This is a genomic window from Saccharospirillum sp. ABV4_185, assembly GCF_056159245.1.
Genome location: NZ_JBSWUW010000001.1, coordinates 1,188,377 through 1,201,046, shown reverse-complemented (window position 1 = coordinate 1,201,046; position 12,670 = coordinate 1,188,377). Strand labels below are relative to the sequence as shown.

11 protein-coding genes are annotated in these 12,670 nt (G+C 56.5%); 8 read left to right on the top strand and 3 right to left on the bottom strand.

The window, feature by feature from the left end; genetic code table 11:
* Positions 1-12: 12 nt before the first annotated feature.
* From ACXAE6_RS05470 to ACXAE6_RS05460, 3 genes are all read left to right on the top strand, one after another.
* Positions 13-1,515: a hypothetical protein gene (locus tag ACXAE6_RS05470; RefSeq protein ID WP_475145495.1), complete on the top strand. Its 1,503-nt coding sequence runs from the start codon at positions 13-15 to the stop codon at positions 1,513-1,515.
* 61 nt (positions 1,516-1,576) lie between these two features.
* Positions 1,577-2,296, top strand: a complete 720-nt coding sequence (gene rph, locus ACXAE6_RS05465; RefSeq protein ID WP_475145493.1) for a ribonuclease PH — start codon at positions 1,577-1,579, stop codon at positions 2,294-2,296.
* A 4-nt stretch (positions 2,297-2,300) separates the two neighbouring features.
* A complete protein-coding gene (locus tag ACXAE6_RS05460) occupies positions 2,301-3,164 on the top strand; it encodes a YicC/YloC family endoribonuclease (protein ID WP_475145492.1) in 864 nt (287 codons plus the stop codon).
* 7 nt (positions 3,165-3,171) lie between these two features.
* On the opposite strand, the gene ACXAE6_RS05455 is transcribed toward ACXAE6_RS05460, so the two are convergent.
* Positions 3,172-4,470 carry a hypothetical protein gene (locus tag ACXAE6_RS05455; RefSeq protein WP_475145488.1) on the bottom strand — a complete coding sequence of 433 codons (1,299 nt, stop codon included), beginning with the start codon at positions 4,468-4,470 and terminating at the stop codon, positions 3,172-3,174.
* A 249-nt stretch (positions 4,471-4,719) separates the two neighbouring features.
* The gene (locus tag ACXAE6_RS05450; protein ID WP_475145487.1) at positions 4,720-5,661 is read right to left on the bottom strand and encodes a LysR family transcriptional regulator; all 942 of its coding nucleotides are present in this window, start codon (positions 5,659-5,661) and stop codon (positions 4,720-4,722) included.
* Between the two features lie 120 nt (positions 5,662-5,781).
* Between ACXAE6_RS05450 and ACXAE6_RS05445 the strand changes: the two genes are divergently transcribed.
* Positions 5,782-6,612 carry an SDR family oxidoreductase gene (locus ACXAE6_RS05445; protein WP_475145485.1) on the top strand — a complete coding sequence of 277 codons (831 nt, stop codon included), beginning with the start codon at positions 5,782-5,784 and terminating at the stop codon, positions 6,610-6,612.
* A 483-nt stretch (positions 6,613-7,095) separates the two neighbouring features.
* On the opposite strand, the gene ACXAE6_RS05440 is transcribed toward ACXAE6_RS05445, so the two are convergent.
* Positions 7,096-8,118 (bottom strand): LacI family DNA-binding transcriptional regulator, encoded by a 1,023-nt coding sequence (locus ACXAE6_RS05440; protein ID WP_475145481.1) that lies wholly within the window; start codon positions 8,116-8,118, stop codon positions 7,096-7,098.
* A 166-nt stretch (positions 8,119-8,284) separates the two neighbouring features.
* Between ACXAE6_RS05440 and ACXAE6_RS05435 the strand changes: the two genes are divergently transcribed.
* The 4 genes from ACXAE6_RS05435 (at position 8,285) to ACXAE6_RS05420 (ending at position 12,670) form a co-directional block, all read left to right on the top strand.
* Entirely contained in the window at positions 8,285-9,451 is a 1,167-nt protein-coding gene (locus ACXAE6_RS05435; protein WP_475145478.1) for a serine hydrolase domain-containing protein, read from the top strand.
* A gap of 152 nt (positions 9,452-9,603) precedes the next feature.
* Entirely contained in the window at positions 9,604-10,905 is a 1,302-nt protein-coding gene (locus ACXAE6_RS05430) for an ABC transporter substrate-binding protein (protein WP_475145476.1), read from the top strand.
* 26 nt (positions 10,906-10,931) lie between these two features.
* On the top strand, positions 10,932-11,849 hold the full coding sequence (locus ACXAE6_RS05425) for a carbohydrate ABC transporter permease (RefSeq protein WP_475145474.1): 918 nt from the start codon (positions 10,932-10,934) through the stop codon (positions 11,847-11,849).
* Positions 11,846-12,670 (top strand): carbohydrate ABC transporter permease, encoded by an 825-nt coding sequence (locus ACXAE6_RS05420; RefSeq protein ID WP_475145469.1) that lies wholly within the window; start codon positions 11,846-11,848, stop codon positions 12,668-12,670. The genes ACXAE6_RS05425 and ACXAE6_RS05420 overlap by 4 nt, the downstream gene beginning before the upstream one ends.

Below are 12,670 nucleotides of genomic sequence, written 5' to 3'. Positions count from 1 at the left end.
TATAACGAGCCCATGCTGAGACCGCTGTACCGTTTTGCTCACCGTCGTCGCCATCCGTTGGCAGCCGCTTTATTGATCTGGCTGCTGTGGTCGGTTTTGGCGCGCGAAGATGCGCCCTCATCCTGGGTGTTGAATTGGGGGCTCGAACAGGGCGAGACAAGCCCGGAATTTATTGGTGTCGCCATCGATGCGGCCATGCTCACCGGCGGTGAATGGTGGGCCGGTGAAGGACCGCCGCGCCCGGTTGACCTGGCCGACGAAGAACTCCTGCACTGGGCACAACTGCTGCAACCCGCCTGGGTGCGATTGGGCGGCACCGAGGCCGACCGGCTGTGGTGGCGGTCGGATGACGAAGACGACATCGATCCCAGCTTAAGCCGCGCCGATATCATCCGTTTTCTCGCCTTTGTTGAAGCCTTACAAGCCAAGCCAATGCTCACCGTCAGCACCGGCCCGCGCGTTCGCGACGACAACGACGACTGGCAACCCGACCAATTGCAACGCCTGCTCGACTGGTTGCCCATCGACTACAACGGCATCCTGGAATTTGGCAACGAACCGGGCGCGCACTGGTTGATGTTTGGCCCCAGCCATCAAATCGGTTTCGAACAATACAGCCGCGAATTCGACCGGGCGCGCAATTACACCGGCGAGATTCCGCTGGCCGGCCCGGCTAACGCCTTCTGGCCAGAAGTGGGTGAACCGCTCAGCACGCTCGTGGGTTCCTCGCGCGAATTTCTCCAAAGCGGTGTCGAACCGGCCATCTTCACCTGGCATTACTACCCGACTCAATCGCGCCGCTGCACGGTACGCACTGAAGGTGCGGAATGGGAGTCGCTGCTCGATGTTGAAGCGGTGACTGAATTCGCCAAGCAATCGCGCAAAGTAAAAAGCTGGGTCGACCGCTACTCGCCCGATACGCGTTTGTGGCTGGGCGAAACCGGCCCGGCGCAATGCGGTGGTGTCGACCAACTGACCAACCGTTTCGGCGCCAGCCTGTGGTGGCTAACGCAACTCGGCCTGGCTGCCAAAACCGGACAGGAAACGGTGATTCGCCAAAGCCTGATGGGCGGCGACTACGCCTTGCTCGCCTACCGCAACCACTACAGTCCGAATCCGGATTACTGGGCGCAGCTGTTGTGGCAACGTTTGATGGGTCCACGCTGGCTGTCAGTCAGCGGTGCCGATGGCGTGGTGCAGGCCTTCGCCCATTGTGAGGCGGGTGACAGTGGCGCTATCAGCTTATTAACCGTTAACCTCGCCGACCAGCCGATGAACATTCGCTTACCGCTCGGTGCCGAACCCGTCGAGGCGCTGACAGTGACCAGCACCGCGCTCGACAGTCGCCTGGTGCAGATCAATGGTCAATTACCGGAAACGCTCGATTGGTCGGCCGCGGCGCCTTTACCCTGGCAACCGATAGCCTTACAAAGCGAGCAACCGGCGCACAGCTATCGCTTCACCCGCATTGCCGATCACCCCTATTGTTCCGGTGAGCCGCCGGGGCTGCGGTAGGCATTGCCAGACGCAATCCCTATACTGAGCGGCTTCATTCTCTGCCAGAAGGCACAGCCGTATGCGTCCCAGTGGCCGCCAGCCCGACCAATTGCGCCCCGTCTCCATTCAACGCCGTTTCACCAAGCACGCCGAAGGCAGCGTGCTGGTCAGTTTCGGTGACACTCAGGTGATCGTCACCGCCAGCGTTGAAACCGGTGTACCGCGCTTCCTTAAAGGCCAGGGCCAGGGTTGGGTCACCGCCGAATATGGCATGCTGCCGCGCGCCACCGGCTCGCGTAATCAGCGCGAAGCTGCCCGTGGTAAACAGGGCGGTCGCACCGTCGAGATCGGTCGGTTGATCGGTCGTTCACTGCGCGCCGCCATCGATATGAAAGCCCTGGGCGAACACTCCATAACGATCGATTGCGATGTGATTCAGGCCGACGGCGGCACCCGCACCGCCTCCATCACTGGCGCTTATGTGGCGCTGTGTGACGCCATCAACGGCATGCTGGAAAAAGGCCAGATCAAGAAAAACCCGATCAAACACCCGATTGCAGCGGTCTCCGTCGGCATCTGGAATGGCGAAGCCGTGCTCGACCTGGATTACGCCGAAGACAGCACCGCCGAAACCGACCTCAACGTCATCATGACCGCCAGCGGTGGTTTCGTGGAAATTCAGGGCACCGCCGAAGGCGAACCCTTTGCGCCCGATGAACTCACCGCCATGCTCGCCCTGGCACAAAAAGGCGTCGCCGAGCTGTGCGACATTCAACAAGCCGTTCTGAACGAGGCCTGATGCCATGCCGCTGTCGATGACCGCTTTCGCCCGTCGCGAACACAGCCTCGCCAGCGGCCAGCTTTCGGTCGAGCTGCGCTCGGTTAACCATCGTTATCTGGAAGCCAGCTTCAAGCTGCCTGACAGTTTAAAACCGGTGGAAATGCCGCTGCGCGAGCAACTGAAAAAACGCATCGCTCGCGGCAAAGTCGAAGTGAATCTGCGCTTCTATCCCGCTCAAAGTGGCGACAGCCTGGCGGTCAACACCGAACGGCTCCAAGCGCTCGGCCAGGCGCTCGATCAAGTGCGCGCCACCATTCTCGACAGCGCCGCCCCCAATGCCCTGGACCTGCTGCAATGGCCGGGCGTATTGGCTGAAGCCGACACCGATATGGATGCCGTCTTCGAGTCGATGAAAGCGCTGTTCGCTGACGCTCTGGGTGACCTCATCGCTCACCGCGAACGCGAAGGCAAGGAACTGGCCGACCTGCTGCGCCAGCGCCTGGACGCTATCTCGGTCATTGTCGCCGAGGTGCGTAAAAACGCCCCGGCCTTAATTGAAAGTTTCCGCGACAATTTAAAAGCCAAGGCCGCCCAACTCTCAGTCGATCTAGACCCGGAACGCTTGGAACAGGAAGTGGTGCTGCTCGCCCAAAAAGCCGACGTCGCCGAAGAACTCGACCGCCTCGACACCCACTGCCAGGAAGCCCGCCATGTGCTGACGCAAAAAGGCGCCATCGGTCGCCGGCTGGATTTTCTGATGCAGGAATTTAACCGCGAAGCCAATACGCTGGGTTCAAAAGCCACCAACACCGACACCACTCAGGCCGCGGTGGATCTGAAAGTATTGATCGAGCAGATGCGCGAGCAGGTGCAGAATATTGAGTGAGGATAGCTCAAAAAGGTGACTCATCAGGCGGCACGATCATAATAGCTTTAATGGCTTGTTGTACTGACTGAGTAGCATCGAACGGGTGCAGCTTGGAATACTCCACTGTGTACTGTGCTTTATAGGGATTGCCTGTATCTCGTGGGTCAAACCAGTCTTGAGTAGAGAGACTAATCAATCGACTTAACGGGATCAGAAACAGACGTTTGGGTGATTTTGGCTGCCCTTTCCAACCCAGGGCGACGAAAATTGGCATATTTCGCTCTGTAGCGAAAGCGCTGTATCGGTCAGCGGCATAAACACTCGACCACGAAATTCGATCGGTCTTCTTGCCATTGATGTACCAGAAATTCTTGCTTCGAAATTTGCACTCAATAGCGAGCTGATACTTGCCGCCGTATTGAACCACCAGGTCAGGATTGCCATTGGACTTAACTCTGATCGAGGAATCAAAGCCCTTGTCGGAGGTCCATTCGAGAATTTGATGGGCTTTGTTTTCTGACAATTTTTTAGCTAGGAATATTTCAAACTTTCGTCCATTCAAAATATTTTTATAGCTACTAGAATCAAAATCGATATCGAAGACTTTGCTATCAGATTTTAATTGTTGGTATTGGGCGATGAGCTCGGCGTACTGCTTTTCTAATGCATCGTACTCCTGCTGCATATCGGGCACAGTTACATCGCGTCGGACTTCTGTATTCTGGATGGCCTCGTTAAAACGCTGTTCTTTGTGTAAGAACTCTTCATGCATTATTTTGAGTTTCTGAGTGAGGCGGTAATTTTCCTGCCTTAACCAGGTGTTTTCATGGTTGTTTGACGATTGAGGTTTTTTCTCCTCAATAGTGGGATAAACCCGCCTGCTCGGTGGACGTGTGCTGGTTCTATAAGCGTTAGGCTTTTTGGCAAAGCCTTTATAGCTGAGCATTAAGAACACCAGAAAGGTCGTAAGTGCCGATAAAAATTGCCAGCTACGGGTAACGGAAAACAGCTGGCCGTTGATAACAAATGCGACCAGCCGTTGTTCACTTTTTAGGAATACAGAACGATTGTTCTTCCATCCATATAGCCACTGTCCTGTATCGCCTGCGTAGTACAAACGAAAACCGTCATTTGGTAATAACAGCGATATTGCGGGGCCTTGGATATTGTTAGCGTCGTACAGTAGCAAAGGCCGTTCTTGGTTATTTACCACATAAACCGGTAGTTGCTGCAGTAAATAAGGTGGGTAATGCGAGTCGATAAACCAGGTAATAGCTGCACTGAGCGCTGAAAAGAAACTGAGGATAACAAGAAGCTTTTTCAAGGTTAGAAATCCAACAGACGGAAGACATCAAATTGGGGAGCCATCATCAATGGCAGATAAAACTTCATGCCTGATTGTGTGCTGAGATAAACGGGCAAGCGCAATAAGATGCCCGGTACATCTGGTCTCCTCCCTTAACCCATAACGAAACAATGCACACCTCAGTTGGTTGCATAGGGTTAAAGTAGCGGTTTTGGCCTGTTACCTGAAGAGCTATGGCCGTGTTCCTGACGGTTGGAAATGATAGTTCTAATTACCTGTTTCTGTTTTTGGCTCGTCACGCAGCTTTTCCTTGGGAATGTTTGTTTCCTTGAGCACATCGATAAAGGCACGCAATGGCGCTGGGACATGACGGTGACCCGGATAATAAATGCAAAGTCCTGGCTCCAACGGGCACCATTCAGCTAAGACGGGCACGAGGTGTCCACTTTGGAAGTAGGGGTTGGCTATTAGGTCGGGGAGATAGGCGATGCCCATTCCGGCCGATGCGGCTTCGGCCATTAATGCTAGATGATCGAGAGTCAGGGAGCCTTCAACGTCTATAGCGACTTCCTTTCCATTCTTTTCAAACTCCCAGCGATAGAGCTTGCCGCTGGGGAGTCGATGCCGGATGCAGGTGTGACTGCGTAGCTCCTCGGGAGTTTGGGGCGGTGGATTCGACGCAAGATATTCCGGTGAAGCAACGGCCAGAAAGCGAACTTTCGGGCCAAATCGGACGGCAATCATATCCTGGGGTACTGAGTAACCCAGGCGAATACCGGCATCAAAGCCTTCCGCCACAATGTCGACCAGACGCCCTTCGGTAACCAGATCGATATCAATCGCGGGAAACCGTTCTCGAAACATAGGAATGACATGCTGCAGCAGTATGCGCGCCGCCATTTCATGGGCATTGAGTCGAACGATACCGCTCAGACTATTTTGTTGCAGCTCAATCTCTTCAAAGGCGGCGTCAAATTCGCGCAGTAGCGGTCGAACGCGTCCCAACAGTCTCGCGCCGGCATCGGTCAGGGCCACGCTACGGGTCGTCCGATTAAATAACCGGACGTCCAGCCGCGCTTCGAGAGTGCGCATCATATGGCTCAGTGTCGATGGCGGCATACCCAATTCATCCGCCGCCTTGCGAAAACTACCGTGCGCGGCAATGGCGCAGAAAGCGGCCAATACATTCAGGTCAGGCTTCTTATTCATGTGAAAAATACATCTATATATGCAATATAAAACGGATTATCACACAAGAAGAGGCTTTTACAATCCACATCGTAAGCACAGTAAGGCTTGCGATGTCTGATTCCTCACAGGAGACAACAGATGACTAAAACATGGTTTATTACCGGTACTTCTACGGGGCTTGGCCGCCTGATGACGCAAAAGCTTCTGGCGCGCGGCGACAGGGTTGCTGCAACACTGCGTAAAAGCGGCAGTCTTGACGACCTGAAAGCGCAATATGGCGACAACTTATGGATTGCTCAGCTTGATCTCACCAATACAGACCAAATACGGCAGGTGGTTGATGCCGCCTTCCGGGAATTGGGTCGTATTGACGTTATCGTCAGCAATGCGGGATACGGTCTGTTCGGCGCCGCCGAAGAGTTGAGTGACTCCCAGATTGAGCGCCAGATCGCTACCAATCTCACAGGTTCGATCCAGCTTCTTCGAGCGGTCCTGCCTCACTTACGTGAACAGGGGACTGGACGCCTTGTTCAGGTCTCGTCGGAAGGTGGGCAGATCGCTTATCCGAACTTCAGTCTCTATCATGCGACCAAGTGGGGCATCGAAGGGTTTGTCGAATCTCTTGCCCAGGAAGTGGCACCCTTTGGTATCGATTGTCAGATCATTGAACCAGGCCCGACGGGAACCAACTTTGCTTCTGGATTGGATCATGCCCAACCACTGGACTGCTATGACGATACCCCTGCAGGAGAAGTCCGAAGAGCCATCGGCTCCGGTGACTTCGTTGTTAAGGGTGACGCTGTCAATACAGTTGATGCCATGTTGGCGGCGATAGACGCCGAAACTCCTCAGTTCCGTCTGGCTCTTGGCAGTACAGCCTATGCCTCTATTAGTCAGGCGCTGGCCGAACGACTTCGTCTGGTGGAAGAGCAGAAGGATATTTCGTTTTCCGCTGATCATACGGCGTGAGCCTAATAAGGCTAGCGCTGTACCTGGCTATAATCGAAAGCCACTAGCGGGCCCAATGCACCGGTTTTTTTGAAGGGCAAAAAAGCGATCATTTTGTTGGCGGCCGGCGATATCCAGGGCGCAAGCTCACGAATCAAAGGCCGCCATCTTGCCCATCAATATCTGAGTTTGATGGGATCAAACAGGTCTTCCCGGAAAACTAAGTTGTTAGGTTTGTTAGGCTACCAAGTTGCAATCTCAACGCCGACAAATTCGATAGGCAACAGGCTAATGGGCGTTAAGATTGGTACACCGGCGCTGTGGGTGCCTTCGTACCAACGGCCAGAAAGGTCGCACAGCCCAATATTTTGTGACATCGCTAAGACTCCGTTTTCTTCTGGCCGTTCTATTTTCGCCTGCAAGCCGACGGTCTGATGCTAATCCGAGTCTAAGGATTTTCGCCATCATCGAACTGATTAACTTGTGGCGGAATGAGCGTTAGTCTTATTCGGCCCGCACCGACCCCCGCACCACCGCTTCCATCGCCACCAATTGAATCCCCGCATCCGCTTTCGCATCCAACAACATCCGCACCGCTTCGCGTCCCATGGTTTCATGCGGCAGGGCGATGGTGGTCAGACCCGGTCGTAAGTAAGACGCCAGTTCGTCGTTGTCGAAGGAGACGATGGAGATGTCTTCGGGGATGTTCAGGCCGGCTTCGGCGAGTGCCTGGTACGCACCGAAAGCGAGACGGTCGTTCAGACAGATCAGCGCTTTGGGTTTTTCGTGTTTTAGGTATTTCTTCACCAGCTTATAGCCGTTTTCCGGTTCCCAGTTCCAGCTGCTTAACTCATCCTCAAAATGCAGGCCTCGTTCGGCCATTTCGGTGCGGATGCCATCGAGTCGGCGGATCACGGTTTCGGAACGGAATAAGCCTTCTTCCACATCGGCGTTGTGGCCGACCAATACCAAGCCCTCGCTGAAACCGGCTTCTGCCAGCAGTCGCACCGCTTCGCGCCCGCCGTTGAATTCGTCCGGCAGGATGGCGGTGGCGCACTGCTTGCTGGTGCCGTTGAGCATCACCATCGGTATGTTGGCCGAGATTTCCGGCAAGAAGACTTCGCGTGAGCGCATGGCGGCGAAGATGATGCCGTCTACCTGGCGGTCGATGGCTTCGTCGATCGCCCGGGTTTCCAGAGCCGGGTCGCCGTGCGTTTCCAGCACCAGCATCACCTGTTTAGCAGCTTCCGATTCGGCCAGGGCGCCGCGAATCAAACCGCTGGCGAAGCGCGTCGTGGCGATGTGGTCGGAAATAAACGCCAGGGTTTGTGTTTTATCGGTACGCAAGGCGCGGGCGGCGGCGTTGGGTCGGTAGCCCAAGGTGGCGGCTGCTTCGTGAACCCGGGCATGGGCTTCGGGCGACAGGCGGGTGTCGGGGCGGCCGGTCAGAATCATCGAGGCGGCCGAGGTCGATAAGCCCGCCAGTCGGGCCACATCGGCGAGCGTTACGCGCTTTTTCTTGCTCAAAATAAAATCCGTGCTGGGTGTCTGGTCGCAGAGCATACCCTGAAAGATGAAATTCGCGCAGCCTTGACAATGTGCTAAATCGTTTTATCTTTGTGCCATCCGGTTCGTCGAGCCCTACAAAAACCAACGCTCGCCGACCCTTTAGAATCATCATTGAGGACACAGCATGGGCACAGAGGTAGTGGGCCACATTCAGCCGGGCTTCGAGGCCGTGCGCGACGCCTTTCGCGCTGGTTTCGAGGAAACCGATGGCTGGGGCGCGGCGCTCAGTATTTGGCAGGACGGTGAGGAAGTGGTGCATCTGCACGGCGGTTCAGCCGACCCGCGTCAGCACAAGCCCTGGACCGATGAAACCGCCACCGTGGTGTTTAGCTGCACTAAAGGTTTGATGGCCATTATCGCCGCTCAACTGGTGCAGGAAGGCAAGCTCGACTACCTGCAAAAAGTCGCCCATTACTGGCCCGAATTCGCCGCTCATGGCAAAGCCAACATTACCGTTGCCGAGGCGCTGTCACACCGCGCGGGCCTTAGTGCGCCGCGCCAGCCATGGTCGTTTGAAGACCTGCTCGATTGGTCCAAGCCGGTCAATGCCTTGGCTGAGCAAGAGCCGCTGTGGCCACCGGGCAGCGGCCATGCTTATCACGCTATTACCCATGGTTGGCTGGTCGGTGAAATTCTGCGCCGCGCCAGTGGTCTTAGCGTGCGTGAACTGGTGCAGCAGCGCTTGGCGCAGCCGCTGAATGCCGATCTCTGGGTGGGTTTGCCAGCGGATAAACAAGACCGCGTCGCGCACATCGGTTGCAGCCAGGCGCTCTACGATCTGTGGGATGCCGAAGCCGCTAAAGACAGCCCGGAACAGCCCTACTGGCCATATCGCGCTATGACCTTGGGTGACGCCTTGCCCGCTGCGCTGGTCACCGATACGGAAGGCTTTAACGACCCGCGTCTGCAAGCGGTCGAAGCGCCGGGCGCCGGTGGCATTGCTACCGCCCAGGCATTGGCATCGATCTGGTCGGCCGTGGTGACGCCCACCAAGGGCGTGCGTTTGCTGCAAGACGATACTTTGAAAGTCGCTACTGAAGTGATGAGTCAGGGCCCGCAAATTTACCCGGCGCCGGGTCCTTATCCGGCCTGGGGTAAGGGTTTTCAGCTGGATTCAGAAGTGCGTCGTTATCTGAGTTCAGCCAGTTTTGGTCACGACGGTGCCGGCGGTCAGGTGACCTTTGCCGACCCCGAGCGTCGTCTCGGCTTTGCCTTTGTGACCAACTGGATGTACGGCGAGGGCGACCCGCGCGCTACCCGTATCATCCAGGCGCTCAAGGAGATGTTCTGAGCGCACCAAAGAGGGCGGTGTGATGCCGCTTACAGTGTAAGAAGAGCCGGGTTCGCTTTACAGGCTAAGCCCGGTCACCGATGATATGCTAAAACCTTTTAGCAAGATCCGTTCAGTAATACCGCTGGACGGACGCCCTTGAGGAGGTCGTCATGATAAAAACAACATCCAAGGCCTTGCGCTTGTCGCTGCTGGCCTGCGCCGCCACCCTGACTGCTCCGAGTTTTGCTGCATTAAGTTGTGGCGCCGAGCCAGTCACCCTGAAAGCCTATTTTGAAACCGGCTTCCCGCTGCCATCGCGATTGGCGGAGGAATTCAGCAACCAATACCCGAATGTCAGCTTCGACATTCGTGAAGATCAGTTCGCCAACCTGATGGAAAACAGCCCGCGTCTGCTGTCGCAAGACAACGCGCCGGACTTGATTCGTCTGCCCAGCATCAGCGATCTGGTGGCCAACGATCTGCTGCAAAACCTGGATCCGTACTTCGATGAGTTCGGTTGGGACAGCTTCCCGGCCTCGCAACTGGTGCAATTGCGGTTGCACGAAAGCGGCCGTCCGCGCGGTATCGGCTCGCTCTATGCGTTGGGTCTGAACTACAGCACCACCGGCGTGTTCTACAACAAAGAACTGGCCGCACAACTGGGCATGACCGACGTGCCAAAAACGCTGGCCGAACTCGATGATCTGCTGGCGCGCGCCAAGGCCGCTGATATGCAGCCGATCATGCAGTGGAACAAAGACACCGCCGGCATCAACTTCCCGCTGCAGAACCTGATGGGTTCTTATGGCGATCCGGAGCCGATCAACGAGTGGATCTTCCAGCAGGAAGGCGCGACCATCGACACCCCGGAAAATCTGGCCGCTACTGAGCATTTGCAGCAGTGGATTGAAGCCGGTTACTTCCCGCGCAACGCCAACTCCATCGACTACTTCAACATGATGAGCCGCTTCACTCAGGGCCAGGGTTTGTTGATGTTCAATGGCGACTGGGAATCGGCCAACCTGCAACAGCAGATGGGCGACAAAGTCGGTTTCTTCCTGATGCCACCGCGTGAGGAAGGCGGTCGTTACGCCACCATGTCATCGCCGCTCACCTTCGGCATTGGTGCGAATTCCAACAACCCGGATTGCGCCGCCTTCTTCCTGAACTGGGTCGCTACCAATGAAACCGCGCGTCGCATCAACGTCGAAGTCGGCGGTTCCAACCCCGGTGGCCCGGCTGACCTGCCGTTGCCGGAAGTCGATCCGAACTCCTTAATTGCCTCGACTTTGGCTGCCAGCCAGGTGATTGCCGCCAATAACGGCGCCATGGACTTCACGGCCAATGCCACCGGCGCGATTTTCGCGGCGGCCTGGACACCGGAACTGCAGAAAATGGTCGGTGGACGTCAGGATGCCGAAGGTCTGCTCGAAGCGGTGCAAGAAGAATACGAGAAGCAGCTGTCGCGCTGAGCCTCGTCGTTAATTGGATGTGATTCATGACCGTCACTGAGACTGTCCAAAAACCCCAGGTGCGCGAACCGGTTGCGGTGAAACGCCGCATCGCCGCCGCCTGGTGGTTTGTGTTACCGGCGTTCGCCGTCTACGCCGCCTTTGTGCTGCTGCCGATGGCGATCTCGGTGTACTACTCGCTGCTCAATTGGGATGGCATTGGCCAGGCCAGCTTTGCCGGCCTGTCGAATTATTGGGAAGTGATGACCGACAGCGATCTGCTGCAGATCATCGGCAACGCCTTCCAACTGATCATCTACTTCACGGCCGTTCCCGTGGTGCTGGGTTTGCTGATTGCCTCGGCGATTCGCAACCAGATGTCCGGCCGTTTCGGCACCGTCACGCGCGTCATTCTGTTTATTCCGCAGGTGATTCCGCTGGTGGCGGCAGGCATTGCCTGGAGCTGGATGTACGACTTCGACGGCGTGGTGAACCAGTTCCTTAACCTGATCGGTCTGGAAAGCTGGACCCGCGGTTGGCTCGGCGATTTCGACTACGCCCTGCCCGCGGTCGGTTTGATCGGCACCTGGGTATTGTTGGGGTTGTGTCTGTTGTTGCTGGTCACCGGCATCGCCAAGATCGATCCGGCCTTGTATGAAGCCGCCAAGCTCGATGGCGCCACACCCTGGCAGGAATTCCGTCACGTCACGCTGCCGAGTTTGCGCCCGGAAATTGGTGTCTGCATCACCGTTACCATCATCCAGGCCTTGTCGAGTTTCGATGTGGTGTACGTCTCCACCGGCGGTGGCCCAGGCATTGAAACTACGGTGCCGGGCCTGGAGATTTATCGCCTGGCCTTTGCTCACCGCGAAGTCGGTTTGGCGTCGGCACTCGGAGTGGTACTGATGGTGCTGGTACTGATTTGCATCCTGCCGGTGCAATGGCTGACGCGGGAGAAATCATGAATCACTGGTTACGTAATCCGTGGATCGGCCGTGGCCTGATCGTCTTGTTGATGGCCATTACCCTGCTGCCGTTCCTGAGCATGTTGTCGGCGGCGCTGGCACCGTCGGGTTCTTACCCGGTGGGTTTGTCGTGGCCGTCGGACCCGCAGTGGGGCAACTTCGTGCGGGCGTTCGAAGTGGCCAATATGGGGCAGATGATGCTCTCCAGCCTGTTGATTGTGGCTGGCGTGGTGCCGCTGGCGGTGATCATGGCGTGCCTGGCGGGCTTTGGTTTGTCGAAGCTGGTGACCGGGCGACGCAAATGGCTGTACTTGGTGTTCGTGCTGGGTTTGACGCTGCCGTTCGAATCCATCATCACCCCGCTCTATTACGAAGTGCGGGCGCTCGGTCTGCTCAATACCCGCTTCGCGATTATTTTGCCGCTGCTTGGTTTGTACATGCCGTTCTCGGTCTATTGGATGCGCGCGCACTTTATCGGCGTGCCCAAAGATTTGAGCGAAGCCGCGCAACTCGATGGCGCCGATAGCTGGCGCGAGTTCTGGAAAGTGCAGATGCCGCTGGCGCGGCCGTCGATCATGTCGCTGTCGATTCTGCTGTTCTTGTGGACCTGGAACCAATTCCTGCTGCCGGTGGTCTTAGTACAAGACCCAACCAAGCGCACCGTCGCCGGTGCCCTGGGTGCCTTCCAAGGCCAGTGGGGAACTGATGTGCCGCTGCTCTGCGCCGGTTCGCTGATCATTTTGGCGCCCACCGTTATTTTGTTTTTGATCTTCCAGCGCCAGTTTGTCTCGGCGTTGCTGCAAGGTGCGGTGAAGGGTTAG